The organism is Streptosporangium sp. NBC_01469, assembly GCF_036227305.1.
Lineage (GTDB): Bacteria > Actinomycetota > Actinomycetes > Streptosporangiales > Streptosporangiaceae > Streptosporangium.
Map to the genome: position 1 here is coordinate 1,859,811 of NZ_CP109465.1, position 23,929 is coordinate 1,883,739.

Sequence of the window (23,929 nt, forward strand, 5' to 3'; positions counted from 1 at the left end):
CGGCTGATGCCGGTCACCCGTGTTGGGGATGTTCGGTGACAGGGTGAGCGTTCGCCGAGGGGCCGGCTCTTCGCGATGGGGGTGCATTGCCTTGTGATCCACGATGCCGCGATGAGAGTGGGGGGCGGTGCCGACCTTGTAGGGGATGAGCTCTTGCGTGCGGGCTGTGGCGCGGGCTCGTCGCAGGGCGAGAGAATCACGGGCGAGCACCAAGCGGGCCGTACGGTCCTCCTGCGACTCGACAGGCCGGTACGGGCGGGCCGCGTTAGGCGCCGCCGGGCGCCGTACGCGCGATGGTGACGGATCGGGTTCGACCTGGCGGGGCGCGGGCACGAGCGGAGTCGGCTGCGCTGGGACCTCCCGGGTGTGCTCGAAAGGCGGCAGGGGCCGACCCAGACCGAGCCGACGGCGCGCGTCCAGGCGCTCGGCCATCAGCTCGCCGGACGGTTGCGCGTACTCGTGATCGGCGGGTTGGCCAGGGCAGCCGTGTGCGTAGGGCGCGTGCCCGCAGACAGCACAGCCCATCGGCATCGGCAAGGCTCCGGCGAAGCAGCCGCAGCCGTTCACCGTGGTCCGGTCGAGGACCGGGACACTAGGGTTGCTCACGGGTCAGGACTCACTTCCTGGTCAAGGGTCCGTCCGGACGTGGCAAGCGCCGGGCGGATCCGCTATTCGTTCGGCGGGACTTTTAAGTCTCCGGAGATGGCGTCAACGAATAAAGAGCCAGAAGAGTTAGCGCCAGGAAGGCGCTCTCAACTGGTCTTGAGCCCCGGAATTCGTTTGTGTAGTTAGCTGACGCTGCTTCAATGTGATGCGTACGCTGTGGAAGTCAGGCGCTTCGTCACTTCCTCGGACGGATTCAGTTATGGAGCAAATCGGACCCAGTCGGCGGCAACGTGCGTATCGCTCTCAGCAGCTTCGGATTCGTGGCCTAATGTGGGAGCAGATCGCCGCTGTCTGGGAAACCGATCACCCGGAGGTCGGTCCCCGCGTAGCTTTCCGCTGGGCGCACAACCTCAGCCACCAGGAGGTGGCTGATCGCTGGAACGCTCTCGACGCCGGTGACGCGACCATGGTCAAAGCGCGCATTTACCAGTACGAGCACTGGCCTGCGAAAGGGAGACGTCCCAGCGTGGCCGCGTTGCACGTTCTTGCCCGCGTCTACCAGACGCAAGGGCGGCGGCTGCTCACCGACGCCGAATACGTCCTGTACGGCACCGACGACCAGGCTGAGATCGACCGCATCGATTACCGGCAGGCCGACCCGAACTTCAGTGGGAATGTTCCGGCCGGCGGATCGCCTGCGTTTCCCGGGACTGTCGAAGTGGCGTCACCGGCTCTCTCCCGGCTTCGCGACAGGCGCCCTTTTTCCGATAGTGAGCAATTAGCCCTTTATGCAAGGGAATCCGATCTCATCCTCAGTGAGGCGGAGACCACCAATGTAGGCACCTCGACGATCGAACGCCTCAACGCGGACCTCCAACGCGTAGCGGCCAGTTACCTGAAGACGCCGACGGCTCCGCTGCTGGCGGACGCGCGACGCATCCGCGACGAGGCTCTGCGCCTGCTGGAAGGCCACCAACCGCTGCGCCACCGTCGAGACCTGTACCTGACCGTTGGCTGGGCGATGACATTCCTGGCCTGGGTCAGCACCGACCTGGGGAGGCCCGAGGCGGCAGACAGGCACGCACGAGCCGCGTGGCATTTCGCCGAGGAGTGCGGGCACAACGGTCTGCTCGCCTGGGTGTGCAAGACCCGGCAGGTTGCCGCGTACTGGGACGACCGTAAGCAGGACGCCCTACTCACGCGGAGCACGGGCTTCGCTACGCCGTGCGGACCAGAGGGGAGACCGAGGTAATGCTGGCCAGCACCCTCGCCCTGGACTACGCCCGGTTCGGACGCCCCGCCGACGCGCACGCCATGCTGTACCACGCTCAGGAGGTTCAGTCGGGGGAGACGAGTTCTCCCGGGGGGCCGCTCAGCTGCGCACCGGAACGGGCGCTGAGCTATTGGGCGGACGCTTACCTGGTGTTGTCGGACCCGGGCCGGGCGATGGAAATGGCCGACCGCAGCGTGGAGATCTCCCAGGGCAAGTCCGAGCGGACCCGGAACCTTGGGACCGAGCGGATGACCATGCTCCATGTGGTCCGGGCCCATATTGACACCGGAGCTCTGGACGGAGCAGCCGAGGCGCTCGCCCCGGTCTTGGAGACGCCCCTGGAGGCACGCGCGACGCCCCTGCTGCTTCAACTCGGACAGATTGCCAGCCGGATCCCAGCCGCGTTCCAAGGTGGCGGGGAGGGCAGAGCGATCAGGGAAACCATCAGCGCGTTCAGTGACGAGAGCAGGCCGCACACAGAAAGGTGACCTCCTTGGCTGGGGACAATACCGAGACTCGCGATCACTGGTGGTGGCGACCGGGCTGGCGACCGGGCCGCAGCTTCTACACCTGGCACTTCCTTGTGGATGATCAGCCCGAACTGCACGAGTTCGTGACACGGATACGTTCTGACCTCGACAAAGTGGCGGTTCTGGACCTCATTCCACCCCGGTGGCTGCATATGACCACCCAGGGTGTCGGCTTTGCCGACGAGGTCAGTGAGGAGGACCTGGAAGCGATTGGTGCCGCGGCGACCGAGCGAGTGGCCGGTCTCGGCCCGATCGAGGCGCGACTGGGCCCGGTACTGGCCGACGCTGAAGGCGTACATCTGCCGGTGCAGCCGGTCGAGGCCGTGGCCGTGGTGCGCCAAGCCGTACGTGAAGCCATCGGCGAAGTCTGGGGTAAGGGCCGAGTGCCGGAGGCCGCTGAGGGGTTTCACCCTCACGTCAGTCTCGCCTACGCCAACACCAGCGGCGCTTCGCTCGCTCCCATCCGAGAGCTACTCGACCGGCACGCCGATGTCGTACCGCTCACTCTCAGGCGCGTCGCCCTGATTGACCTGAACCGGGATGAGGGGTATCGCTGGAGGGCCGTTCTGACTTCTTCATTGGGTCATCCCAGATTTTGATCGTTGAAGTCCCGGTGCAGTCCTGCGCGCAGTGGTCATTTGGGAAGTGGCACTGTGTATGTACGATCTGCTTCACCGAGCAGCCTCTTCGGTAACCATGGTCCATCTGTGCTGAGCTCGTATCCTCTGTTCGTTAGTCGACGAGGAAGAGCCCGTACCGCCATCTCGCGTGATCGACACCACCACTCATCCCGCCGCAGTCATCTGGAAGGCCAACAAGCTCTCTGCCTAGCGTGGAAAGCGTTGTAGCCACCGGCCCGCGCCGGCTCGACGACCCCTGGGACGTCGACCTTCCAACGCTGGCCTGGATCGTGGGAAGGCTGGACTCACCCATGGACCGTCGAACGATGCTCCTCCTCGCCGCCGGAATGACCGCCGAAGCCGCGGCCACCATCAGCGACCCCTTGTAGGGGCGATGAGGACGAGCGGATCCGATCCGGAACCCGTACCGGATCTACCTGTTGCGACCCCTCGTAGGGACGATGAGGACTCAGCGGGATCATGCCGCAGTGGGTCAAGGATGCCCTGTTGCGACCCCTCGTAGGGGCGATGAAAATACGCCGTCGCGCGCTTCATCTCCTCCGACTACGTCGAGTTGCGACCCCTTGTAGGGGCGATGAGGACGGCGTGCGTGGAGTTCGCCGTGACGCTGCGATGCGCGGTTGCGACCCCTTGTAGGGGCGATGAGGACGCGTCATCACCACCAACGCCACAACCGACCTGTTCTTGTTGCGACCCCTTGTAGGGCGATGAGGACCCCCCGGGCTCGCCAGCTGGGCGCGTGGGCTGATCGCGTTGCGACCCCTTGTAGGGGCGATGAGGACCTTCAGGCGTGGACCACATGGCGTCACCCGTCCAGGTTGCGACCCCTTGTAGGGGCGATGAGGACCCCAGAGTAAAGCCGCAGTTCAAAGGCCCTCTTCTGGAGGCGATCCGGCCGCTTTTTGCAGTGAACCTCCGGTAGTGCAGAAAACCCGGGAGGTCTGCTGCAAATCTGTGTGATCACCATGATGCCATCAGTCCCGGTCAGTGTCACCGGACTCGAACCCGGTGGTGGAGTGGTTCGACCCTGACGATCGCCTGAGGGTGGCTGATCTTCGCGCGTGGTCGGGGGCGATCGACGGTCCGAGACTTCGTTCCTCAGTCCCGGCCCACCGCGCGGCGGAGGTGAGGGCTGTGCCCGGCGTGCCCATTGCGTGCCCGTCAGGAGGGTCACGAAGGGGGACTCACGGGGACTCACTGATAGAGCGAAACCGTCTCTTACCTAGGTCGCAGCAGACCACGGGGACGCGCGCCGCAATCTTCCAAACGGGTGATCCCGAATTGACCCTGACCTACTTCGACTGGCGGACCAACAACGATGGGATGATCCGGGTGACCGGACGTGCGGCTCGTTGGCCGATCACAGCAAGATGGTCTCATGCGTTTTCCCTCACCTTCCGATCCTGAGCTCATGGAAGCTATCCAGCGCTACGTCACGCCGGGGAAGGGGAGCCCGCGGTACATGGAGCTCCTTCATGGCAGTGTCTTAGAACTGGTAGAACCACAGCGCACGCTGTCTGTTCGTTCGCTTGCTGTGGACGCACGGCAGGTCACGGATAAAGAGCTCAGCACACTGCTCGACAGCGAATGGCGTTCCCGTCTCACAGCCGCATGGCTGATCGGTCTTGACCGTCGCACGCAATTTTGCCAACGTCTCGGCGAGCTGCTATTGGAAAGTAATTTTGTCTTCGCCGGACAAGGCTACTGTTTTGCCCTCGCCCGCTTCGGAGACATCAGTGATGCCGGCCTTCTCGTGGCTTACCTGGACCGATATCTTCCTAGGCTGGACTGCTACTACGACCAGCACTGGGCACTCGGCGCTCTCCTCCACCTTGACGAGTACATGGGGACCAACCATGCTGGCAGATTTCTCATCCCTAATGGTCTGTGGCAGCAGTCAGCGATGAGGCATGTGGATCTCGCCGAACAGAAGTCGTATGTCGACCGTCTGTGTGCTTTCGCTGATGACTGCATGGCTGGTGGAACCGGCCACGCGCCGTGAAGTTCTTGATGACTCTGGGAATACTGCAACGAGTACTGCAACAGCCCCTCACAACCGCTTACGTCCACATCCGCCCAGCACTGGTCGAAGTCAAGTTGCAGGCCCCCGAACATGGCCAGAATGGTCCTGATAAGGAAGCGGCCTTGAAGGTCAGGCCGTGCCCGTTGCGTGCCCGATGGGGCGGGCAATCGCGGAAGATTGTAGTTGACTTGACTGAAGTGGCACATGATGGCCGCCAGCACGCGCACAACGCTGAGGTCGGCGCTTGAGCAGTTCGCGGTCCCGGTTATGCGCCCTTCGATTAGGAGGTGCGATCGCTCTATTTGGCAATGAGACCAATCGTGGCGACGACGGCCGAGATCATGCCGCAGAAGGCAGCGGTGGTGGCCACCGACTTCTCTGGCGCAACCCATAGTCCTCGGTTGAGTTCACGCCACTTCGGCGGCACCACAGCGAACTTCAGCTTCTGCCACTTGTGCTGCTGATACGAGCATCCCATCAGGAGGCCGTGAGCGTTTTTCCGGCAGGGTTCTTTACCGCGCGTGAGGGCGCCGCACCACACTGGCACGCGAAAGAGGAAGAACACCGTGGTCAACCCGGACAGAGCAAGCAAGCCCGCAGGGCCGACTGATTGAGTCAGCCAACCTGTGATCACCACCACAAAGAGCAGGTAACCCCAATACTTCCCGAGTGATCCCGATTTTCGTTTGGCCACGTCCGGACACTACTGAATGCATCAGAGTATGAACAGAGAGCAAGTATTCACCCGAAAGCTACGCGCATGTCACGTTGACGAGGCTTGCATCTTAGGGGATACATCACCACGCTAGACAGCCGAACATCGGGGGCCAAGCTTTGCATAATCCGCTGTGCCAGTTCGAGAGCGTGATTGCCACGCCTATAGCCGTTGCGGGATATGTGCGGGATGATCTTCGGTGGTTGAGGTGGGAAAAGATGCTGCCGCCCTGGTGAGAGGCCCTGTCCCCGCTGTAAACGTAGCCCTCTTGAAAACCGCTGGGCTGGGTGACCGGTTTCGTGGGTTCGAATCCCACGCTCTCCGCTACCTGTGGAAACCTCCGGTTCCCGCCTCGATAGTGATCATCGAAGCGGGCCGGACGGGAGCACGGTGCCATGATCTCGCTTTCCGGGATCTTTTCCGCTCCGGGATGAGTGTGATCACTTTCTCTGCCGCGTCGTCGGGGACGGTCTGACGGAGTCACCGTTCGCATGACGGGGAGAGCGGCTTTCAAACTCGCTCGATCTGGATGGCCAGGACGCCCAGGGCCTCCTTTTCCGGGTTGTAGATACGGCGGATGTTGGCGAGTTGCTCCTCGCGGGGGGAATCGGGGTTGACGTTGGCCGGGCCTTCGGTGTCGAGCATCTCGTCGAAGCTGGTGTAGCGGGCTACCCGGACGACGCGGGTGAGGCATTCATCGGTGCCGCAGGCGAAGCGGATGTATTGGCCTGCGGCGAGGTTGCGCAGGTTGGCGTACTGGACGCGGACCTCGATCGTCTTGCGGCCGGAGGCGACCAGGTCGAAGTAGCGCCGGTACAGGTTCATGTGCCGGGCGCGGGGCGGGCTCGTCGGGGTGACGCTGCGAGTGCTCGGGTGTCGGTGTTTCCATTCCTGGTATTCGGCCGGGAGGCACCGGGCGCAGGGCCGGTATCCGGCGGCCAGGGCGGTTTCCTCGTCGGCGAAGAACACCCGGCTGTTCACGTAGCCGCCCCGGGCGATGGCGCGGAGCGCCGATCGGCAATCCAGCCGTCCGTAGATCTTCCTGGGCCGGTGACCGCCGAAGGTTCCGGGCCGGGGGCTTTCGTAGGGTCTGCGGTCCGCGCCCAGCAAGGTGTAGGTCTTGCCGCTCGTCATCTCTTCCTCCTCAGCGCTTGGTCGTGCGGCCCGGTTCGGGTGGGGGCGCGGGAGGCGGGCCTTCGGCTGTGGGGCCGGTTCGGGTGGGCGCGGGAGGCGGGCCTTCGGCCGTGGGGTCGTTCAGGTGGCGTCGTGGAAGACGAGGCCGAGGGTGTGCCTGCTTCCGGAGCGGATCGCGGACACCCCGTGCCGTACGGGTGCCGCCGACCAGCCGCGCGCGGACGGCACGGGCCTGTCGCGGGTGGTGAAGACCAGGCCGTGGCCCTGCGGGATGAGCACCGCCGTACCGCGGGACTGCGCCCGGGGCCGCTGCTCCACCAGCAGGAACTCACCACCGGTGTGATCCTGCCCCGGGGCGTTCAAATTGACGACGACCTGGAGCGGGAAGACCTTGTCGCCGAAGACGTCGCGGTGCAGGGCGTTCCAGTCGCCCGCCTGGTAGCGCAGCAGGATCGGCGAGGGTCGTCCCTGGCCGGCCCTGTGGCAGATCGTGAGCCATTCTTCCAGGGTGTCGGGCCACTCGGTCTCACGGCCGAGCTTGCCGTACCAGTCGCGGGCGATGGGCAGCAACCGCGGATACAGCTCCTCTCGCAGCCTGTGGACGGGCTCGGGGAAGGGATGGTCGAAGTAGCGGTACCGGCCACTGCCGAACCGGTGGCGCCCCATGTCGACCGTGGAGCGGAAACGGTCGCTCTCGTCGTACAGGCCGGTCAGTTTCCGGCACTGCTCGGGGGTCAGCAGCCGGGGCAGCAGGGCGCACCCGTACTCGTTGATCTCGTCGGTCACCGCCTGCCAGTCGGCTGAGGCGACCCGGTGGGCGAAGGTGTCCGTGCCGGGTTCGGCGGCAGTCTTTCTCCTCGTGGTCATGCCGCTTCCTCCAGGGTCAGCAGGGTGCGTTTGGCCTCGGGGCCGCCGGCGTAGCCTCCGGCGGTGCCGTCGGAGCGCACCACCCGGTGGCAGGGCACCACGACGGGCAGCGGGTTGGTGGCGCAGGCGGTGCCCACCGCGCGGACCGCGCGGGGACTGCCGGCGGCGGCGGCGACCTGGGCGTAACTTTCGGTGTGGCCGTAGCCGATCTCGCGCAGGTGTGTCAGCACCTCGCGCCGGAATCCCTTCGACAGCCGCCAGTCCAGCGGAAGGTCGAACCGGGTCCGCCGACCGGCGAAGTACTCCTCCAGCTGGCGGCTCGTCTCGTCCAGGCGGGCCGGGGCGTTCAGGATGCGGGGGCTGACGCGCTCGGCGAGCTGCCGCAGTACGGCGTCGTGGTCCTGGACGGCGTAGGCGACCCTCACCAGGCCCTGGTCGGTGGCGGCCAGCAGCAGCGTGCCGACGGGGGTGTCCAGGGTGCGGTAGGCGACGTCGAGGATTCCCTCGCGCTGCGCCCGGTCGGCGAGGTGTTCACGCAGTCGGGCCATCGCGGGGGCGTCTTGTGCGGGCAGCGCCGCGAACAGGCGCCTGGTCTGCGGGTCGGATGCGGTGGTCATCGGGCCACTTCCCTCTGCTCGGCCGGTTGCGGATAGGTGGTGCGCAGGGTCTTGATGCCGTCGGCCGCGGCTCTGCGGGCGGCGTCGGTGCTGCCGCCGTGCAGGGCGGCGATCTCCTTGTAGGGCAGCCCGGCCAGGTAGTGGTAGGCCACCGCCTGGCGCTGCCGGGCCGGTAGCGCCTTGAGCGCCCGCCACAGGTCGCCGTCCCAGTCCTCGGGGCGGCCGATGTGGCTGGGGTGCTCCGGTGGCGTCTCCACCGGGGTGGGCCTGCGGGCGGCGGCGCGGGTGACGTCGATGGCCTTGCGGTGGGCGATCGTCACCAGCCACGCCTCGACGTTCGCGTCGGGCGGCAGGTCGGGGTAGGCCTTCAGCGCCGACAGGAAGGTCTCCGACCAGGCGTCCTCAGCCTCCTGGGGGCCGAGGACGGCCCGGCACACGCGCAGCACCACGGGGCCGTACTCGGTGATGATCTGCTCGAAGGGTCGCATGGTCACTCCCTGTAGACGCCTCGGCTCTTCGAAACGTGAGGCCGTCGCTCAAAACAGCCTTTTCGCCTTCTGCTCGGCCGGCTCCTCCAGCTCCAGCAGGAATCGCTTACGGTCCAGGCCTCCGGCGTAGCCGGTCAGGCTGCCGTCGGCGCCCACCACCCGGTGGCAGGGCACGATCACGCTCAACGGATTGCGGGCGTTCGCGGCGCCGACCGCCTGTGCCAGTGACACGTCCCCGAGCTGCCGCGCGAGGTCTCCGTAGGAGCGGGTCTCGCCGAAGGGGATCTCCCCCAGCAGTTTCCACACCTGCTGCTGGAACTCATCCCCGTGCGGCGCCAGGGGAAGCTCGAAACGGGTCCGCTCACCGGCGAAGTACTCGTCCAGCTGGCGGCGGACCTCCTCGAAGCCCGACTCGTCGTGGGTGCCCCGCTCCTTGGGCTTGGGGCCGCGATGGTGGCGTTCGAAGTACAGCCCGCTCAGTACGCCGTCCTCGGCGACCGCCAGCAGGTCACCCAGCGGCGACGCGATGACGGTATGGGTCCTGACCATGATCGTTTCGTCCTTCCCGGGGTCGCGGGACCGCCTGCGCGATCCCTTCACACCCTGTAGACGGCCGGAGGCCGGAAAACGTGAGATCGCACCGCGCGGCGCCGGTGATCCATCCCCCGCGTCACTACGTGGCCGAAGCCGGGCGGGGCGGGGAGTGCGGGTCGCCGGTCGATCTCCTTACTCGAACCCGCACGTCAAAGGCCCTGCTCAGCGTGCTCCTGATTGCGGCCGACGTAAACTGGCTCCACGCAGGACGTCGCGACGCACCGTGCGAGGGGATGCCCGTATGAGAACGTCACCTGCGGCCATCGATAGTCTTCGGACGGTTGGGGCCGCTACGCTTCGTTACGGGCTGGCGCTCAACCTGGTGGTGATCGGACGGCTCAAGTTCGAAGACTACGAGGTTGAGAACATCCGCCCTTTGATCACTTCGAGTCCGCCGTTCTCGCGGTTCGCCGTCATGTTGGGTGAGCGGAGGCTGGCCAGGCTCATCGGCGCGGTGGAGATCGTGATCGGATCGCTGATCGCGGCGAAACCGCTGGCTCCCAGGGCCTCGGCGCTCGGCAGTCTGGCGGCGGCGGGGATGTTCACCAGCACGCTCAGCTTCCTGATCACCACGCCGGAGGCCTGGCAGCAGAGGCATCGGGAGCCGAAGCTGTCTCTCGTGGGCCAGTTCCTGATAAAGGACACCGTGCTGCTGGGAGCCTCTCTGCTCACGGCCGCCGAATCCCTGCGAGACGCCCGGTGCCGATGATCCCCGAGTTTCGGGAGGTCGGCGATGGCGGGCGATTTCCCGCTTGGCCGGTCGCCGCGATCCATACGCGCCTTCGCCGTGTTTTCTCCGTCGCGTGGGGCGGACGCGCTTACGGTGACGTGAGGTCGATGCCGAGGAGGTCGTGCAGGCCTTGGCGGCCGAGGTCGGTGATGCGGATGGCGCGGGTGGCGTCGGTGCGTCGTATCCAGTCGGCCTGGGTGAACCGGTCGAGCAGGCCGCGGCCGAGTGCTCCGGCGAGGTGGTGGCGTTGCTCGCTCCAGTCGACGCAGTAGCGGATCGGCCGCCGGCGCGCCGGCAGGTGCAGGTCGAGGTCGGCCAGGAGTTCCGCACCGGATGCGGTGAGGGTGTAGTCGACGTCGTGGCCGTAACCGACGGGCTGGTCCCGGCGGGCGCGTGCGAGGTCGAAGGTGCCGTCGCCGCCGGTCAGGTGGCCGCGTTCGATCATCGAGGCCATGAGTTCGACGCCCAGCCGCCCGGCGAGGTGGTCATAACAGGTGCGGGCCTCGCGCAGTGCCTGGGCACGGGTGTGCTGGCGTAGCGAGCGGACCGGCGCGGTGGGCGCGAGCTGTTGCAGGGCCTCGATGAGGCGTGCGACGGCGGGCCCGGCGAGCCGGTAGTAGCGGTGGCGCCCGCGGGCCTCGACGGCGAGCAGCCCTCCTTCGGTCAGCTTGCCCAGATGGCTGCTGGCGGTGGCGGGGCTGACCCCGGCTTCGGCGGCCAGGCGGGTGGCGGGCAGGGCCCGGCCGTCGTCGAGGGCGAGCAGGATCCGGCACCGTCCCGGGTCGGCGACCAGCGCGCCGATCACGGCGATGTCGGTGTCTCCGCCTGCTCGGAGTGCAGGTTCCGACTGTCCCATACGGCCAGATTAAGCCCGCTGCTATTTGACCGCCATCGAAGCGTTTCGCCGTTAGCGTCGGGGTATGACAGCCCCTGCGAAGGCCGAGCGCCTCCCCAGGGGGCGGGATCGCGACTGGCCCGCTGCCTGGACCGCGGGTATCCGGTCGCGCCTGTGAGCGTGCGAGTTCGTACAGATCGAAAATGCGGCGTCGAAGATCGCGACCGCCGCGTCGTGGCCCTTCGGGGTGCGATCTGCGTCGCCACACCGACCAAAGGGGACCTTTGCCATGAGTAGTCGCACGATGCGTGAGCACACGACGAGTGACCATACGCCGACACCGAAGCTGGTCACCGAGCAGCCTGAGAAGATCCCTGGTTACACGTACGGCACCGGTGTGGCCGCCCTCTCGCCGTTGACGCTGGAGGATCTGGAGCACCTCAAGGCCGTGGTGGGGCTGACCGAACAAGACGAGCAGGCTCTGGTCGAGGCCGCCCGCGTGCTGGCCGACCAGGCCGACGACATGGTGAGCGCCTACCGGAAGCGGCTCGGGGAACTGCCGTTCATGCGCGCCTACTCCGGCCATCCCGACGGCACGCCCAACCCCGAGTACGGCGCCGCGTCCAAGCCGCGCTTCGACCGCTTCATCATCGACGCCTGCACCCGGCCGCTGGATCAGGACTGGCTGAACTACCAGCACGAGATCGGGCTGCGTCACACCCGGGCCAAGAAGAACAGCACCGACCACGCCGACTCACTCGATCACATCCCGATGCGTTACCTGCTGGCCTTCACCGCGGTCGTCATCGCCACCGCCCGCGACTATCTCGCCGCCGGCGGCGCCCCGGCCGAGCAGGTCGACCGCATGCACGCCGCTTTCACCAAGTCCGTCATGCTGCACGTCACCGTCTGGACCCGGCCCTACGTGGCCGCCGCCGACTGGTGACGAACACCGCGGGCCTCGTTTCCAGGGGTGTGTACGAGGCCCGGGATACGGATCGCACAACAGCCGATCCGGCCGATCCGACCTATCGGACAACCGAGAACGGGCGGTTGACCGCCTGAAGATCATTCAACGGGGGAGCGAAACCATGAACCACAACCTGGCAACGTCCGCGACCCAGCACAGGCCGAACGGCGCCGAGTGGATCGGCGGGGAGCCGTCGGTGCTCGTGTTCGACGTCAACGAGACGCTGATCGACTTCGAGTCGATGAACCCGCTCTTCGAGCGGATCTTCGGCGACAGGCGGGTGATGCGCGAGTGGCTCGGCCACCTGATCATGTACTCCATGACCGTCACCCTGTCCGGCCTCTACGAGGGGTACTTCACCCTCGGCCAGGGCCTGCTCAAGATGGTCGGCGACATCCACGGGGTGAAGGTCACCGACTCCGACATCGAGGAGATCGGGCAGGCGATGCTGACGATGCCCGCCCACCCCGACGTGGAAGAGGGGCTGACCCGGATGAAGGACGCGGGTTTTCGCCTGGTGACGCTGACGAACTCCCCGTCCAACCCGCACGGCGAGAGCCCGCTGGAGCACGCCGGCCTCGCGCACTTCTTCGAGCGGCGGTTCACCATCGAGACCGTCCGCGCCTACAAGCCCGCCCAGCAGGTCTACCACCTGGTCGCCCAGGAACTGGAGGTGCCGCCGTCCACCTGCTTCATGGTCGCCGCCCACGTCTGGGACACGGTGGGAGCCCAAAGCGCCGGCTACACCGCGGGTCTGGTCACCCGGCCGGGCAACGCGCCGCTGCCGGTGGCCTCCCTGCCGCAGCCCAACCTCGTCGCGCCCGACCTGCCGGCCCTGGCCGGGCAACTGATCCAGCGGTGGCGCTCATAAGCCGCACGACGGCCCCGATGCGGCCACCGATCCACAGATCACTCGGGGTTTCCGAGATCTGGAATCGTCGCTTCATCGGCGACTCGACGACGACCGCGAGATCGTCATCCTGGAACGGTACGCCTCGCGCGAGGCGTTCGCCGCGCACCAGGCGGCACCGCACTTCAAGCACATCGTCATCGATCAGATGATCCCGCTGCCGGACGACCGCGTCGTCGAGTCCTACGACGTCGCCGAATGACCAGGCGGCCGGCCGCCGGAACATGAGGAGCCGACACAGGAGGAGCCGTCATCGGCCAGTTCGAGCACCAGTACCGCCACCTCGCCGAGCGCGAGCCGCTCTTCGCGCGCCTGCTCGGCGAGTACGGCCGGCCCGATCCCTTCGAATGGCACGACGGCGGACGTACCGGGTCGAGTCACTTCGCCGCGATGGCACTGCACATCGTCGGACAGCAGATCTCCGCCACCGTGGCGTTCGTCGTCTTCGACCGGATCGCCGCGGCCACCGGCGCCATCCCCGCTCCGGACGGCGTCATCCGGTTGGGCGCCGAGCGGTTGCGTGAATGCGGCCTGTCCCGGGCCAAGGCGGCCTACGTCCTGGACCTGGCCCAGCGGCAGGCGAGCGGGCTGATCGACATCGAGAACATGGCCCCGCTCGACGACGACGAGGTGATCGCCGCGCTCACCGAGGTGCGCGGCGTCGGCCTGTGGTCGGCGCAGACGTTCCTCATCCACCAGCTCCACCGGCCCGACGTCTTGCCGGCCGGAGACGGCGGCATCCGCCGCGCCATCCGCGAGACCTGGAAACTCCGCGAACTGCCCGCCGTAGGCGAGGTGCGCGACATGGCGGCCGAATGGGCGCCGTACCGCTCCTATGCGGCCGCGCTGCTGTGGCGATCACTACGACCCGCCGGCGAACCCTCCGACCCCAAGGCCCGCGCCCTGAGCCGCGAGGCGACGACGACCGGCTCGCGCACGTCGCCGGCGCCGACGCGGGCACCGTCCCACCCGGGACAGGCCTGACGCGCTCCATCCGGATCCGCGACGGCGAACCACGACAACCGGACATCTACCCGAGGCGGGCGTGTCGTCGACCGGCCCGTATTGGAGGAAGTCGACCGGCCCGTACCGGACGAACAGGAGAGCCACGATGAAAAGAGAGATCATCCGCGTCGAACCCCTGTCGACCTACCTGGAACGCTGGAAGGCACCGACCTCGGCCGTCACCCGAAGCGGCGACACCGTCTACGTGTCGGGATTTCCTCCGTTCGACCCCGGCACCGGGGAGGTCGTCCAGAACGCCTGCATCGAACGCCAGACCGAGCTGGTTCTGGAGCAGATGAAACTCTGCCTGGAGACGGCGGGGTCGTCTTTGAACAATGTGCTCAAGTGTAACGTGTACTGCACATCGGTCGAGAAGTTCGCCGCGGTCAACACGATCTACACGCGTTACTTCCCCGACGATCCACCCGCCCGGATCTTCGTGGCCGTTCCCGCCTGGCCGGGAGCCTTCGACATCGAAATGGACTGCGTCGCCACCGTGTGAGGTGGTGGCTCAGGTGGGCAGGGACGCGAGCCAGCCGGTCAGGAGCCGGTTGACCTCATGGGCGCGTTCTTGCTGGATCCAGTGGCCGCAACCGTCGAGAAGGTGAGAGGAGACGAGTCCGGGCAGAGTGACGGGGTAGGCGTCGATCGCGTCGGTCAGCCAGGTGGTGGAGGCGTCCAGGGCGCCGCCGATGAACACCGACGGCGCGGCGATGGGGGCCGCGTCCCAGGGAGCGAGGTCTTCCCAGTCCCGGTCCATGTTCCGGTACCGGTTGAGGGCCGTGCTCATGCCGGTGCGCTCGAATTCTCCGGCGTAGACGTCCAGGTCGTCCTGGCTGAGCCAGGACGGCAGCGGGCCGGTGGGGAACCGCTCGCGGAGCGTGCCGCCGTGGGTGGCGAAATGAGGGTCGGGCATGCCGGGGGTGGGCATGGTGTCGCCGGAGAGCGCGGCGTAGAGCCCGGCCAGCCAGCCGCGGACGTCCGGTTCGATCTCGGCCTCGGCCCGGCCGGGCTTCTGGAAGTAGCTGACATAGAACTCTTCCTCGCCGCCCATCCGGGCGAAGACCTCACTGGGCCGGGGCCCGCCCCGCGGTACGTAAGGAACGCTCAGCAGCCCGACCGCGGTGAATACCTCTGGCCGGACCAGGGCGCTGTTGGCGGCGATGCTCGAACCCCAGTCGTGACCGATGATGATCGCGGTCTCCTCGCCAAGGGCGTGCACCACCGCGACGTTGTCCTCGATCAGTTCCAGCATCCGGTAGGCCGCCACCTCGTCCGGCTTGGACGAACGGCCATATCCGCGCACGTCCACGGCCACCGCCCGGTATCCGGCCGCGGCCAATGCCGCCAGTTGGTGGCGCCAGGAGTACCAGGACTCCGGAAACCCATGCACCAGCAGCACCAGCGGTCCGGTGCCCTGCTCCACCAGATGGGTCCGGCCCGCCGGGGAGGGAACCAGACGGTGTGTTTCCCTAACCTGAACTGCCCGCGACATGAATCCCCCGTATCGAAGCGCTCCTCTGGCGCACCTTCCAACCATGGGGTGGTGGTCCGGAAACCCGCGAATCCTGTTGCCGCTTCAGCAACAATCTTCGACTCACCCGTCGACGTTGTGTTCGGCTCGGGCGCGGGTCTGTGCGAGGTGGTAGGAGTCGGTGCCGGTTTCGACGATCGCTCCGTTGTGGTCGAGGCGGTCGACGATGCCACGGCGTCTCCTCGACCAGTGCCGTGATCCTCCCGCCGCAAGCAGGTTGGTGGTGCCCGAACTCATTGACATCACCAACCCTCGCAAACGCTTGCGGTCACGTCTGATCGACAAGCGAGGTCGCTTCTCACCCGCAAAGCCGAACGTCAGGCAACGACGTCAACGCCGCTTTGCGCCTTGGGACGATGAGGCATGTCGGTGAGGTTGCGACGATGGATGTTGATCAGGATGTGGGCGGCGAAGGCGTAAGCGGGACTGTAGAAGAAGGGCGGAATGCCGACGCCTGTGCCGTTCCTGTAACAGGAGTACCAGTCGGGGAGAGACTGGTAATCGACCGGTGGGCAGTCAGTCAGGTCCGACGAGGGGCCGACGACGTTGGCGGCGAGGTTGACCACCGCGAGCACTCCCAGGACGACCGCCAGGACCAGGGTGGTTCGATCCCGCCACCTTCGCCGGAGCAGGGCCGCTACGGCCACCATGGGTACGGGGAGCGCGAAGGCCAGCACGACGACTTCGGCATCCCACAGCACCCGCATGACGTCTATGCCGACGGAGCCCAGATAGCCGATGCCGAGGCCCTGGGACAGAGGGAAGATCCCGATCCCGTCGATGACGTGGAAGTCGTAGTAGAAGAGGCCGGTGCTCGCGATGGCCCCGCTGCCGAACCAGGCCGTGACCGAGGGGAGGAGCGCGAGTAACGCAGCCGTCAGCCACCAACGCCGTACCCGCATCTGTCCTGCTTCCCGCCACCGGTACCGAATGAGACGGAAAGCATGTCATGCGATCGCTCTTATAGATCTTTCCGTGTCGGTGGCGTGGGACCTCTGACCTGGAGCGCGGCAGGTCACGGAGTTACGCGCGGCGAACTTCCAAACTGGTGATCACCCCCGGATCGGGACATGTTGATCAAGGGTGTCGCAGCAGGCAGCGAAACCGCTGTGTCGAGGGCACTCGACCTTGACACAGCGGTTTTGTCCGCGCAGCCGCAGTCAAAGAACTCGGGCAGGGGATCGGGAGGACTGCGCACGGTTGTGAGCATGCGTCGAGGACTTCGGCCGCGCAACCGCTTTGATCTTCGCTCGTCCGGCTCCCCGATCACCGGTTCGCTCCTCGATCTGGTTCCGTGTCCCCTCCGCGCACGATAACCAGGACGCCTCGATTTCCTCCGGCGTGAGACGACGCCTGAAGCCACGGGCTTTCGTGCACAGGCCTAAGATCAACTCATGCGAGCCGGGTACAGCGAGGCGTTGGCGATGCTCGGGTACGTGCTCGGAATGGTCGTCACGCCGGTGCTCGTCGAATGGGCGCGCGAGAGTGACCGGGAATCGCTCGGCGAAGTCCTGTTCATGTGCTCCCTGTTGTTCGAGATCGCATTCCTCTTCGGGGTGGTCCGGCTTCTTTTTCGCGGACTGCGGTGGGGCGGTCGCCTCTTCGCGCGTCGGTGGCGGACGGTGGCGCCGGAAACCGGTGGTAAGGGTGGTGGCCGGCTTTGAGAACACCCGGCACGATGGTGCTCCTGTGCCATGGGTCGGGATGCGTCCATGACCGATCTGGCGTCCGAGATCATCGAGCGCTATGTGATCGTCACACCAGAACCGGGAACCGGCCGCTCCGTCGACTGTTCGGGAACCCTGTGGTCGGAAGGCTCCCCTGGTCGGCCTGCGGCTCAGATCCTCACGGGGCCTTCGGATCTCCGTACGGCCCGCTGGGCGTGTTCCGGTGCGGGAGGTTCTCAGTTGGGGTCCTCGACGGGTGTGCACGGCTGCACGGGGGTGTTCGCCTGGGCCAACCAGCTGCCGAGTTGCCAGGGCGCCTGTCCGTTCGGGTTGTCGCGGAACTCCATGACAAGGGTCTCGCCAGGCTTGATGTGCTCCGGGGAGATCCGGATCGTCCGTATGGAGGTCACTTTGGTGGCCTTGAACGAACGCGATTCGTTCGCGACCGCACGCAGCTCGTCCGGTCCTGTGGTGGGCGGCCCGTCGTAGGTCGAATCCACAGCGGCGAACCGAGGGGCCGCGCACCGTGTGCCCGCGGCCAGGAACGTCACATCCGCCTCGACACCGGCCGCGCCCAGCTTGGCCTGCAGCCCGTCGGGGTCGCGTAGTTCGTTGACGGTCACCGTGAGCGTGCCGTCCGAGCTCCTGGCCAGTGCGTAGGCAGGGGTGTTGTTTCCGATGACCAGCGCCGTGGCGGCGGCCGCCGCGACACCGGCCGCGACCAGCAGCCGGGGGGCGGTGACGAAGCGCGGCCGGGGGCGCATCCCGTCGAGTAGCCGTCGCCGCGCTTCGGCGAGTTCCCCCGGGGTGGCCGGTGGAATGGTCCCCCACATGGACTTCAGTGCGTCCATCGTCATTCTCCTCGTTCTTCCTGGTTCAGGGCTTGGCGGATCTGGAGACGGGCCCGGTTGAGTCGCGAGGCGACGGTGCCCGCTGGGATGGCGAGCGCGTCGGCGACCTCCTGGTAGCTCAGTTCGGCCCAGGCGACGAGCAGCAGCACGTCGCGATCAGCCCGGGTGAGCCCCAGCAGGGCCCGTGCCAGCGGCCGGTTGACGGCGAGGGTGTTGATTCCGTCCTCTACCTGGAGACCGGGTATCTCCGCCGGATGTACGCCGCTGCGGATGTACGCGCGATAGAGGTTCGTCTCGGTGCGCCGCCGCTTGCCGATCACGTTGGAGGCGATGCCGTACAGCCACGGGCGGGCGTCGGAGCGGCCCCGGTCATAATCGCTCCGGCGTTGGAAGGCGGCCAGAAAGGTGTCCGCCACGACGTCCTCCGCCTCGCTGGGTCCCAGTCGCCTGGTCACGTAGCGGTGCAGGAGTGGCGCGTGCCGGTCGAACAGGACGGCGAAGATCTCGGGCTCGTTCAGCGACCGCTCGATGAGGGTCGCGTCATCGACCTCGATGGCTTCGCGGGGGATTGTCATACATGTCGGCCTTTCCTGGCGTATGCGGTCACCTGTACTTACCGCGCCGGGCAGAAATCCTTCACCGGACGATCAGCACGCCATGGAAACACGGCCGATGCGGAACACGCACGGAACGTTCTTCGCTTCTGGGCCGTCACATGTCGCCGGTCGTGGGGTGTCCGCGGGATGGAACCGGCCATGTCTACCCGGCTCGGCCGGACGGCTCGGCCAGACAGAAAGAGAGGGCCCCGGGATGGCCGGGACCCTCTCGCCGTAACCGGTGGGCTCACGCCGTTGGCGCATCCCCGATTCTCCACTTGACGGACCTGCCGACGGTTTCTATTCTCCGCCGCTCCGCTCGTGCTTCTCCGGGGCGAGATGGCCCCGGAGAGCTCCGGTCGCGGTCTTGACGACAATGGGGTCCTCAAAGGGCGCGGGCCAGACCTGAAGATAATGGTCATCGGCGGCATTCTCGGTGTCCTCCACTGTGCCCTCCGCGTCCATGCCCTTGACGTGATACCGGATGCGGTAGGTTCCGGGCCCGGCAGGGAGAGGAGGAAGGGGCAACATCACGTGCTCGTCGAAAGTGAACCCGGTTATCTCCAAGCGGCCCGACACGGACCCGAAGCTGATTTCCACGATGTCCTCATAACCGGTGAGGTCCGCCCCCGGATCTCGGTCGGCGACCGTCACGGTGAAGTCGGCCGGTCCCCACTGGTCGTTGATGTGGATGGTGGCGTGGTCCTTCTCGACCTTGATGATCCCAGCGGACTGGGCCGGTTGTCCGGCGTATGCCCTGCGCTCCCTGTCCGTCAGATAAGCGATACCGCAGTCCTCCACTTCGATCTGCAGGCGTACGGTGTGGGTTTCGTCGTCGCTCATGGGCGGAAAGCGTAGGCACCGCCACCGACAAGATCGCGCTACCGAGCGTGAGCCGTACCAGGGGATGCGCGAGGTCCTGGCGGGCTTCTTCGACGTGATCGCGGCCAGGCCGCGCCTGACGGCGCTGCTGGTGCACGAGGCGCCGGCCGGATGGCCCGCCACCACACCTCCGGTGGCCGACATGCTCCCCGCGACGCTTCGTGAGCTGTACGGACAGGGGCAGGGCTCCTTTCGCGCGGAGTGTCCCTCCGAGGCGGCCTACGGACGGCGCTGATCGCCCTGCCCATCTTTCTGCCGCGCCACCGCCAGGTCACCCACCTACGGTGCCTCTTCGGCGACCGGCACTCGATTGCCCAGTCCGCGAGGCATCAGCAGGAACACCTTCGACGACAGGCGGTCCATGTCCCCTCCTCTGCCGAACACCAGACCGGCGGCGAAGTCGACGAACTGTTTCGCCTCGTCGTCCGTCAGCCCGTTGAGGTCCATCACCACGGGCACACCCGTACGGAAGAAGTGCCCGACGTAGATCGCCTCGTTGTAATTCTGGGGACGTAGTGTTTTGACCACCGCATAAGTCTCCACCGTCCGTCACGTCCGTCAAGGTGTCTTCCGAAGCGTGGGTGACACCTCGCCGCCAGGGGGAATCGCCGTGCGTATCGTCATACCGCTGTTTGACCGGTTCACCGCACTGGACGCGGTCGGCCCGTACGAGGTGCTCAGGCTCCTGCCGGGTGCCGACGTCGTGTTCGCGGCCGTCGAGCCCGGCCCGGTACGGAACGACGCCGGGTCCCTGGTTCTCACCGCGGGCGAGGCCTTCGCCGACATCGACTCCTGTGACGTGCTGCTCGTCCCGGGAGGTCCGGGGAGCATCGGACTGCTCGGCGACGACGGGTTTCTCGACTGGATCCGCCGGATGGACGGGGGAAGTACGTGGACCACCTCGGTGTGCACAGGGGCGTTGCCGCTGGGGGCCGCGGGGTTGCTCGCCGGGCTCTCGGCGACGACCCACTGGGGTACGGCCGGCATGCTGGAGTCGTTCGGGGCCACCTACACGGCCGAGCGCGTGGTGTTCCAGGGGAAGGTCGTGACCGCCGCCGGAGTGTCCTCCGGCATCGACATGGCGCTCGCCCTGGCGGCGCGCGTCGCCGGTCAGACCACGGCCGAGGCGATCCAGCTCGCCATCGAGTACGACCCGCGACCGCCGTTCGACGCCGGTTCCCCCGCCAAGGCGTCGCAGGACGTGAAGGATCTCGCGATGGATCTCATCGCGGGCAGAGCCCGCTGACCTCACGGGGGACGAGCCCGAGAAGCCCTCTGCCTCTTCGGGGCCTTCCCCTTCGAGTCCGGGGACCCTTCGAGCTCGCGGAATTTTCGAGTCCGGGGAAGCCTTGAGTCCGGGGCCCCTTTGAACCCGCCGCACCTTTGAACCCGCCGCACCTTTGAACCCGCTGTACCTTCGAACTCGCGAATATGCCGCGTACCTGGGAGTGATCGCGTGACCGAGTCCGGCCGGCTTCTCTATGTCATCGTGTGCGCGGCCGGTGCCGCCCGAGACGTCGGCCGTCTCGTCGCCCTCGCCCAGGACGAGGGCTGGGTCGTCCAGGTCGTCGCGACCCCGTCCGCGCTGGACTTCGTCGACGTCCCCGCCCTGGAACGGCAGACCGGCCGCCCCGTCCGCAGCCGGTACCGCAGGCCGGACGAGCCCAAGCCCCCGAGAGCCGACGCGATCATCGTCGCCCCCGCCACGTACAACACCGTCAACAAGTTCGCCCAGGGCATCGCCGACACGTACGCTCTCGGCCTCCTCGCCGAAGCCCCCGGCCTCGGCATCCCCGTGGTCGTCCTGCCCTTCGTCAACGAAGCCCTCACCACGCGGGTGCCGTTCCGCCGGAGCGTCGAAAGTCTCCGGGCCGAAGGCGTCCGCGTCCTGCCCAGCCCTTCCGGCTCCGACCCGGCCGATACCGAGGACGGAGGCCAGGAGGACCACCCCTGGGCCCTCGCTCTCAAGGAGCTCTCAAGGAAAGAGGGAACAGGCCCGCCGGACGCGCGATGACCGACGTCAAGCCCCGTTCCGACGCTCCCGCCTCAGGACGGTAGCCGGTCGTGGATCACGGTGGAGAAGTCGATTCCCCGCGGTCATCGGTCCGCCACAGACACGCGTTAGGTATCCACGGTTTTGGGCGACGCGAGACCGCCATTGGTTTTCGTGGTCCCGGCCTTTTCAGTGTTCTTCGTCTTTCGACCGGCCGGCTCATATCTCGCCGGATTTCCTGGTGATGCTTTCCTTCGAGCCAGGGGCCGGGCCCGGAGTCCTGCCGCTCATCATGCTCGCGTACTGCGCCGGCCAGGTGAAGGTCATCGGGTGATCACCCGTCGCGTGCCGGCAGGTCGGGTCAGCCGAACAGACGGTAGGCGGCCGTCGCGTCGTCGTGGGTCAGCCGAATAGGCAGTAGGCGGCTGTCGCGTCGTCGTGGGTTTTCGCCCGGGGCCAGCGGGAGCCGTCGGAATCGGTGTGCTCGGCCTCGCGAACCCGGCGGATCAGCTCGCCGGGGCCGGACCGTTCGAGGGTGTCGAGGGCCTCACGCCAGGTGACCAGCTCGAACAGGTCGACGAGCCGGGAGGCTCCGTCGCTGAGCAGGGCGACCGCCCGTACCCGGTCGGCGGGGAGCGTGCCGGTGAGCGACTGCTCGGCGGTGAGCGGGTCGACGGCGGCGATCCAGAAACCGCCCTCGCGGTTGCGGTGGTCCCGCATGGTCTCCACGTACTCCCGGCGTGCGGTGACGTGCTCGGCACTTCCGTGGGCGAGGCCGTCCATGGTCGACCGGTGCGCCCTGCCGACCCGATCCACCCGGTCGTCACAGACGACCGTCGGCTCCGCCTGGCCGGCCATGTCCAGGATGAGGACGGAGTCCGCCAGGACGAGGAAGTCCAGGTTCCCCGCCGTACGGCGGACCATGATCACCGTGGCGGACGGCGATCCGGGATGGGTGAGGTCGCAGACGAAGTCGTGGAGGGAGGCGACGGCCTTTATGCCGTTCGCGAGTATCTCCGTGAGCGTTCCCGTGTCCTGCGTCATGCCCGCGAGGAGGGTCGAGCCCAGCGAGCGTACGTACCAGCCGACGCCGTGAACACACCCGGTCTCCGCCCCCTCCGGGGTGCCCGCGCCGTCGAGGAGGACGAAGGCGTCCGGGGTCGCCCCGAAGAAGTCCTCATTGTTGTCGCTGTCCGTGCTGTCCGTGCTGTCCGTGCTGTCCGTGCTGTCCGTGCTGTTGGTTCTGGCCGCGGTGTCCGCGGTGTCCGCGGTTTCCTTGGCGTCCGTGTTCTGCCTGCCGGGTGCCGCTTCGGTGGCGAAGGTGATGCGCATCGGGTCGGAGCTCCTCGTGCTGGACGGGCTTGCGCCGGACGGGCGTGCACGTTTCCCTCACGAGTTCCCCGGTTGGAACGGCGTATTCCCCCGCGTACTCCGCGCGGGATACCCCCGAGGCCTACCCTCAGTGGCGTACCTCCGGGACGTCCCCACGGCGGGCCACGGATCCGGGGCCGGGCACCGTCGGCCCGGAGGCGGGCGCACCGGCGCGGGGACACCGAGGCGCGGGGACGAGCGGGGCACGGGACACGGGGACGGATCCTCAGTACGAGGGTTCCGAAATGGACTCGGCCCGGTAGACGTCCATCGGCCCCTCTTCGTCCTCGTCCACGCCCACCTTCCTCAGCAGCAAAGTCCGGCTGCCGATTTTCAGGGAACGTTCGCCGTTGACCTCCGTGGACGCGAACACCGTGACCGTGTGACCGTGCATATCGCGCACCTGGTCGTATTCTGGTCCGTCAGGAATGTCTAGCTTGATGCGCCTCATCTGGAATGTCACCCTCCCAGTGTGAAAGCCGCAGCCCCGAAAATCGATCGTGCGCGCGACGATATTTGGCATCATTTTTCACTGAAAAGGTATGGGTGCTGGGAATCCCACCCGTCGCCGACCGTCTTTGGACAGGGATCAGACAGGGATCACCCGCCCTCGCCCACAGCCGATCGGCCGAACCGGGCGACAGGCCGCACCGGGGCGACCGGCCGAACCGGGAGCCGCCACGCCGGTGCGCAGCCCGGCCTGCCTCGCTACGGCAGGGGATCGATCCCGATGTTCTGGTCGTACTGGATGAGCTCCGCCCCGCGATCGGTGAGGATGGGCCATTTGGTGGCGCGGGCACACCAGATGACGTGTCCGGCCGTGATGTCGCGCGATCCGTCGAGGATCTCCGCGATGTCCCCCACCTTCCCATGGGTGAAGTCGTCGATCTTCACACCGGGTGTCGTGACGAGCTCGAACAGCTCCACCTGGGTCGAGATCGGGGAGATGGACAGGACGGCCGCGAGGCTGGTCGCCGGGACGCATATCCCGCCGCCACGGAAGAGACACATGGCGGCGACGCTCCGGGAGTATTCGGTCTTCGCCACCGCGATGTCGACCAGTGCGCTCACGTCGAGCACTCGACCGGGAAGCATGG

General features: G+C 66.9%; 33 protein-coding genes. 15 read left to right on the forward strand and 18 right to left on the reverse strand.

What is annotated here, in order from left to right; genetic code table 11:
- Nucleotides 1-934 precede the first annotated feature (934 nt).
- From OG587_RS08345 to OG587_RS08360, 5 genes are all read left to right on the forward strand, one after another.
- Nucleotides 935-1,858, forward strand: a complete 924-nt coding sequence (locus OG587_RS08345; RefSeq protein WP_329088405.1) for a hypothetical protein — start codon at nucleotides 935-937, stop codon at nucleotides 1,856-1,858.
- A complete protein-coding gene (locus tag OG587_RS08350; protein ID WP_329088408.1) occupies nucleotides 1,858-2,367 on the forward strand; it encodes a hypothetical protein in 510 nt (169 codons plus the stop codon). The genes OG587_RS08345 and OG587_RS08350 overlap by 1 nt, the downstream gene beginning before the upstream one ends.
- A gap of 5 nt (nucleotides 2,368-2,372) precedes the next feature.
- Nucleotides 2,373-3,008, forward strand: a complete 636-nt coding sequence (locus OG587_RS08355) for a 2'-5' RNA ligase family protein (protein ID WP_329088411.1) — start codon at nucleotides 2,373-2,375, stop codon at nucleotides 3,006-3,008.
- A 233-nt stretch (nucleotides 3,009-3,241) separates the two neighbouring features.
- Nucleotides 3,242-3,418: a hypothetical protein gene (locus OG587_RS47085; protein ID WP_443075510.1), complete on the forward strand. Its 177-nt coding sequence runs from the start codon at nucleotides 3,242-3,244 to the stop codon at nucleotides 3,416-3,418.
- 1,043 nt (nucleotides 3,419-4,461) lie between these two features.
- Complete coding sequence (locus OG587_RS08360) at nucleotides 4,462-5,052, forward strand: DUF6000 family protein (protein ID WP_329088413.1); 591 nt, start codon at nucleotides 4,462-4,464, stop codon at nucleotides 5,050-5,052.
- Nucleotides 5,053-5,371: 319 nt separating this feature from the next.
- On the opposite strand, the gene OG587_RS08365 is transcribed toward OG587_RS08360, so the two are convergent.
- The 6 genes from OG587_RS08365 to OG587_RS08390 all read right to left on the reverse strand — a co-directional run bounded on the left by OG587_RS08365 (nucleotide 5,372) and on the right by OG587_RS08390 (nucleotide 9,443).
- Nucleotides 5,372-5,767: a hypothetical protein gene (locus OG587_RS08365; RefSeq protein ID WP_329088415.1), complete on the reverse strand. Its 396-nt coding sequence runs from the start codon at nucleotides 5,765-5,767 to the stop codon at nucleotides 5,372-5,374.
- 531 nt (nucleotides 5,768-6,298) lie between these two features.
- Entirely contained in the window at nucleotides 6,299-6,922 is a 624-nt protein-coding gene (locus tag OG587_RS08370; protein WP_329088416.1) for an ASCH domain-containing protein, read from the reverse strand.
- Nucleotides 6,923-7,042: 120 nt separating this feature from the next.
- Nucleotides 7,043-7,789, reverse strand: a complete 747-nt coding sequence (locus OG587_RS08375; protein ID WP_329088418.1) for a 2OG-Fe(II) oxygenase — start codon at nucleotides 7,787-7,789, stop codon at nucleotides 7,043-7,045.
- On the reverse strand, nucleotides 7,786-8,406 hold the full coding sequence (locus tag OG587_RS08380; protein ID WP_329088421.1) for a methylated-DNA--[protein]-cysteine S-methyltransferase: 621 nt from the start codon (nucleotides 8,404-8,406) through the stop codon (nucleotides 7,786-7,788). Before OG587_RS08380 ends, OG587_RS08375 begins: the two co-directional genes overlap by 4 nt.
- Nucleotides 8,403-8,894, reverse strand: a complete 492-nt coding sequence (locus OG587_RS08385) for an RNA polymerase sigma factor (RefSeq protein WP_329088423.1) — start codon at nucleotides 8,892-8,894, stop codon at nucleotides 8,403-8,405. The genes OG587_RS08380 and OG587_RS08385 overlap by 4 nt, the downstream gene beginning before the upstream one ends.
- Nucleotides 8,895-8,942: 48 nt before the next feature.
- Nucleotides 8,943-9,443 (reverse strand): methylated-DNA--[protein]-cysteine S-methyltransferase, encoded by a 501-nt coding sequence (locus tag OG587_RS08390; protein WP_329088424.1) that lies wholly within the window; start codon nucleotides 9,441-9,443, stop codon nucleotides 8,943-8,945.
- A gap of 421 nt (nucleotides 9,444-9,864) precedes the next feature.
- Between OG587_RS08390 and OG587_RS08395 the strand changes: the two genes are divergently transcribed.
- Complete coding sequence (locus OG587_RS08395) at nucleotides 9,865-10,197, forward strand: DUF417 family protein (RefSeq protein WP_329088426.1); 333 nt, start codon at nucleotides 9,865-9,867, stop codon at nucleotides 10,195-10,197.
- Between the two features lie 109 nt (nucleotides 10,198-10,306).
- Here the strand turns inward: OG587_RS08395 and OG587_RS08400 are convergent, their stop codons facing one another.
- Nucleotides 10,307-11,074, reverse strand: coding sequence for an ArsR/SmtB family transcription factor (locus OG587_RS08400; RefSeq protein WP_329088427.1), 768 nt, complete (start codon nucleotides 11,072-11,074; stop codon nucleotides 10,307-10,309).
- Nucleotides 11,075-11,342: 268 nt separating this feature from the next.
- Here OG587_RS08400 and OG587_RS08405 point away from each other — a divergent pair, with 268 nt between their 5' ends.
- From OG587_RS08405 to OG587_RS47090, 3 genes are all read left to right on the forward strand, one after another.
- A complete protein-coding gene (locus tag OG587_RS08405; RefSeq protein WP_329088429.1) occupies nucleotides 11,343-11,999 on the forward strand; it encodes a protoglobin domain-containing protein in 657 nt (218 codons plus the stop codon).
- Nucleotides 12,000-12,144: 145 nt separating this feature from the next.
- Entirely contained in the window at nucleotides 12,145-12,894 is a 750-nt protein-coding gene (locus OG587_RS08410; RefSeq protein WP_329088431.1) for a haloacid dehalogenase type II, read from the forward strand.
- 58 nt (nucleotides 12,895-12,952) lie between these two features.
- A complete protein-coding gene (locus OG587_RS47090) occupies nucleotides 12,953-13,135 on the forward strand; it encodes a putative quinol monooxygenase (RefSeq protein WP_443075610.1) in 183 nt (60 codons plus the stop codon).
- Here OG587_RS47090 and OG587_RS08415 read toward each other — a convergent pair.
- Entirely contained in the window at nucleotides 13,117-13,287 is a 171-nt protein-coding gene (locus OG587_RS08415; RefSeq protein WP_329088433.1) for a hypothetical protein, read from the reverse strand. The genes OG587_RS47090 and OG587_RS08415 overlap by 19 nt on opposite strands.
- A gap of 36 nt (nucleotides 13,288-13,323) precedes the next feature.
- Between OG587_RS08415 and OG587_RS08420 the strand changes: the two genes are divergently transcribed.
- Nucleotides 13,324-13,917 (forward strand): DNA-3-methyladenine glycosylase family protein, encoded by a 594-nt coding sequence (locus OG587_RS08420; RefSeq protein WP_329088435.1) that lies wholly within the window; start codon nucleotides 13,324-13,326, stop codon nucleotides 13,915-13,917.
- 127 nt (nucleotides 13,918-14,044) lie between these two features.
- Nucleotides 14,045-14,440 carry a RidA family protein gene (locus OG587_RS08425; RefSeq protein WP_329088437.1) on the forward strand — a complete coding sequence of 132 codons (396 nt, stop codon included), beginning with the start codon at nucleotides 14,045-14,047 and terminating at the stop codon, nucleotides 14,438-14,440.
- A 9-nt stretch (nucleotides 14,441-14,449) separates the two neighbouring features.
- On the opposite strand, the gene OG587_RS08430 is transcribed toward OG587_RS08425, so the two are convergent.
- The 3 genes from OG587_RS08430 to OG587_RS08440 all read right to left on the reverse strand — a co-directional run bounded on the left by OG587_RS08430 (nucleotide 14,450) and on the right by OG587_RS08440 (nucleotide 16,374).
- The gene (locus OG587_RS08430; protein ID WP_329088438.1) at nucleotides 14,450-15,364 is read right to left on the reverse strand and encodes an alpha/beta fold hydrolase; all 915 of its coding nucleotides are present in this window, start codon (nucleotides 15,362-15,364) and stop codon (nucleotides 14,450-14,452) included.
- Nucleotides 15,365-15,535: 171 nt separating this feature from the next.
- On the reverse strand, nucleotides 15,536-15,709 hold the full coding sequence (locus tag OG587_RS08435; RefSeq protein WP_329088440.1) for a hypothetical protein: 174 nt from the start codon (nucleotides 15,707-15,709) through the stop codon (nucleotides 15,536-15,538).
- Between the two features lie 80 nt (nucleotides 15,710-15,789).
- The gene (locus OG587_RS08440; protein WP_329088442.1) at nucleotides 15,790-16,374 is read right to left on the reverse strand and encodes a hypothetical protein; all 585 of its coding nucleotides are present in this window, start codon (nucleotides 16,372-16,374) and stop codon (nucleotides 15,790-15,792) included.
- Between the two features lie 492 nt (nucleotides 16,375-16,866).
- Here OG587_RS08440 and OG587_RS08445 point away from each other — a divergent pair, with 492 nt between their 5' ends.
- On the forward strand, nucleotides 16,867-17,136 hold the full coding sequence (locus OG587_RS08445; protein ID WP_329088444.1) for a hypothetical protein: 270 nt from the start codon (nucleotides 16,867-16,869) through the stop codon (nucleotides 17,134-17,136).
- Between the two features lie 239 nt (nucleotides 17,137-17,375).
- Here OG587_RS08445 and OG587_RS08450 read toward each other — a convergent pair whose 3' ends face one another.
- From OG587_RS08450 to OG587_RS08460, 3 genes are all read right to left on the reverse strand, one after another.
- On the reverse strand, nucleotides 17,376-17,990 hold the full coding sequence (locus OG587_RS08450) for a hypothetical protein (protein ID WP_329088446.1): 615 nt from the start codon (nucleotides 17,988-17,990) through the stop codon (nucleotides 17,376-17,378).
- A gap of 2 nt (nucleotides 17,991-17,992) precedes the next feature.
- Nucleotides 17,993-18,565: an RNA polymerase sigma factor gene (locus OG587_RS08455; protein WP_329088448.1), complete on the reverse strand. Its 573-nt coding sequence runs from the start codon at nucleotides 18,563-18,565 to the stop codon at nucleotides 17,993-17,995.
- Nucleotides 18,566-18,886: 321 nt separating this feature from the next.
- A complete protein-coding gene (locus tag OG587_RS08460; protein ID WP_329088450.1) occupies nucleotides 18,887-19,429 on the reverse strand; it encodes a hypothetical protein in 543 nt (180 codons plus the stop codon).
- Here OG587_RS08460 and OG587_RS08465 point away from each other — a divergent pair.
- Nucleotides 19,428-19,703: a hypothetical protein gene (locus OG587_RS08465; RefSeq protein ID WP_329088453.1), complete on the forward strand. Its 276-nt coding sequence runs from the start codon at nucleotides 19,428-19,430 to the stop codon at nucleotides 19,701-19,703. The genes OG587_RS08460 and OG587_RS08465 overlap by 2 nt on opposite strands.
- Nucleotides 19,704-19,747: 44 nt before the next feature.
- Here the strand turns inward: OG587_RS08465 and OG587_RS08470 are convergent, their stop codons facing one another.
- Nucleotides 19,748-19,996 (reverse strand): cell division protein SepF, encoded by a 249-nt coding sequence (locus OG587_RS08470; RefSeq protein WP_329088455.1) that lies wholly within the window; start codon nucleotides 19,994-19,996, stop codon nucleotides 19,748-19,750.
- Nucleotides 19,997-20,078: 82 nt separating this feature from the next.
- Here OG587_RS08470 and OG587_RS08475 point away from each other — a divergent pair, with 82 nt between their 5' ends.
- Nucleotides 20,079-20,714 carry a DJ-1/PfpI family protein gene (locus tag OG587_RS08475; protein WP_329088457.1) on the forward strand — a complete coding sequence of 212 codons (636 nt, stop codon included), beginning with the start codon at nucleotides 20,079-20,081 and terminating at the stop codon, nucleotides 20,712-20,714.
- Between the two features lie 210 nt (nucleotides 20,715-20,924).
- Nucleotides 20,925-21,482, forward strand: a complete 558-nt coding sequence (locus OG587_RS08480) for a flavoprotein (RefSeq protein ID WP_329088458.1) — start codon at nucleotides 20,925-20,927, stop codon at nucleotides 21,480-21,482.
- Between the two features lie 381 nt (nucleotides 21,483-21,863).
- Here OG587_RS08480 and OG587_RS08485 read toward each other — a convergent pair whose 3' ends face one another.
- The 3 genes from OG587_RS08485 to OG587_RS08495 all read right to left on the reverse strand — a co-directional run bounded on the left by OG587_RS08485 (nucleotide 21,864) and on the right by OG587_RS08495 (nucleotide 23,927).
- Complete coding sequence (locus OG587_RS08485) at nucleotides 21,864-22,793, reverse strand: protein phosphatase 2C domain-containing protein (RefSeq protein WP_329088460.1); 930 nt, start codon at nucleotides 22,791-22,793, stop codon at nucleotides 21,864-21,866.
- 265 nt (nucleotides 22,794-23,058) lie between these two features.
- Nucleotides 23,059-23,295, reverse strand: coding sequence for a hypothetical protein (locus OG587_RS08490; RefSeq protein ID WP_329088462.1), 237 nt, complete (start codon nucleotides 23,293-23,295; stop codon nucleotides 23,059-23,061).
- A gap of 245 nt (nucleotides 23,296-23,540) precedes the next feature.
- Nucleotides 23,541-23,927, reverse strand: a complete 387-nt coding sequence (locus OG587_RS08495) for a hypothetical protein (protein WP_329088464.1) — start codon at nucleotides 23,925-23,927, stop codon at nucleotides 23,541-23,543.
- Nucleotides 23,928-23,929 lie beyond the last annotated feature (2 nt).

Coding starts and splice junctions, on each gene's coding strand:
- OG587_RS08350 (WP_329088408.1), top strand. CDS start 1,858: ATGCTGGCCAGCACCCTCGCCCTGGACTACGCCCGGTTCGGACGCCCC.
- OG587_RS08385 (WP_329088423.1), bottom strand. CDS start 8,894: ATGCGACCCTTCGAGCAGATCATCACCGAGTACGGCCCCGTGGTGCTG.
- OG587_RS08375 (WP_329088418.1), bottom strand. CDS start 7,789: ATGACCACGAGGAGAAAGACTGCCGCCGAACCCGGCACGGACACCTTC.
- OG587_RS08435 (WP_329088440.1), bottom strand. CDS start 15,709: ATGAGTTCGGGCACCACCAACCTGCTTGCGGCGGGAGGATCACGGCAC.
- OG587_RS08450 (WP_329088446.1), bottom strand. CDS start 17,990: ATGGACGCACTGAAGTCCATGTGGGGGACCATTCCACCGGCCACCCCG.
- OG587_RS08460 (WP_329088450.1), bottom strand. CDS start 19,429: ATGAGCGACGACGAAACCCACACCGTACGCCTGCAGATCGAAGTGGAG.
- OG587_RS08465 (WP_329088453.1), top strand. CDS start 19,428: ATGGGCGGAAAGCGTAGGCACCGCCACCGACAAGATCGCGCTACCGAG.
- OG587_RS08405 (WP_329088429.1), top strand. CDS start 11,343: ATGAGTAGTCGCACGATGCGTGAGCACACGACGAGTGACCATACGCCG.
- OG587_RS08445 (WP_329088444.1), top strand. CDS start 16,867: ATGCGAGCCGGGTACAGCGAGGCGTTGGCGATGCTCGGGTACGTGCTC.
- OG587_RS08400 (WP_329088427.1), bottom strand. CDS start 11,074: ATGGGACAGTCGGAACCTGCACTCCGAGCAGGCGGAGACACCGACATC.
- OG587_RS08410 (WP_329088431.1), top strand. CDS start 12,145: ATGAACCACAACCTGGCAACGTCCGCGACCCAGCACAGGCCGAACGGC.
- OG587_RS08370 (WP_329088416.1), bottom strand. CDS start 6,922: ATGACGAGCGGCAAGACCTACACCTTGCTGGGCGCGGACCGCAGACCC.
- OG587_RS08345 (WP_329088405.1), top strand. CDS start 935: ATGTGGGAGCAGATCGCCGCTGTCTGGGAAACCGATCACCCGGAGGTC.
- OG587_RS08455 (WP_329088448.1), bottom strand. CDS start 18,565: ATGACAATCCCCCGCGAAGCCATCGAGGTCGATGACGCGACCCTCATC.
- OG587_RS08420 (WP_329088435.1), top strand. CDS start 13,324: ATGGCACTGCACATCGTCGGACAGCAGATCTCCGCCACCGTGGCGTTC.
- OG587_RS08425 (WP_329088437.1), top strand. CDS start 14,045: ATGAAAAGAGAGATCATCCGCGTCGAACCCCTGTCGACCTACCTGGAA.
- OG587_RS08440 (WP_329088442.1), bottom strand. CDS start 16,374: ATGCGGGTACGGCGTTGGTGGCTGACGGCTGCGTTACTCGCGCTCCTC.
- OG587_RS08360 (WP_329088413.1), top strand. CDS start 4,462: ATGGAAGCTATCCAGCGCTACGTCACGCCGGGGAAGGGGAGCCCGCGG.
- OG587_RS08495 (WP_329088464.1), bottom strand. CDS start 23,927: ATGCTTCCCGGTCGAGTGCTCGACGTGAGCGCACTGGTCGACATCGCG.
- OG587_RS08485 (WP_329088460.1), bottom strand. CDS start 22,793: ATGCGCATCACCTTCGCCACCGAAGCGGCACCCGGCAGGCAGAACACG.
- OG587_RS08380 (WP_329088421.1), bottom strand. CDS start 8,406: ATGACCACCGCATCCGACCCGCAGACCAGGCGCCTGTTCGCGGCGCTG.
- OG587_RS08390 (WP_329088424.1), bottom strand. CDS start 9,443: ATGGTCAGGACCCATACCGTCATCGCGTCGCCGCTGGGTGACCTGCTG.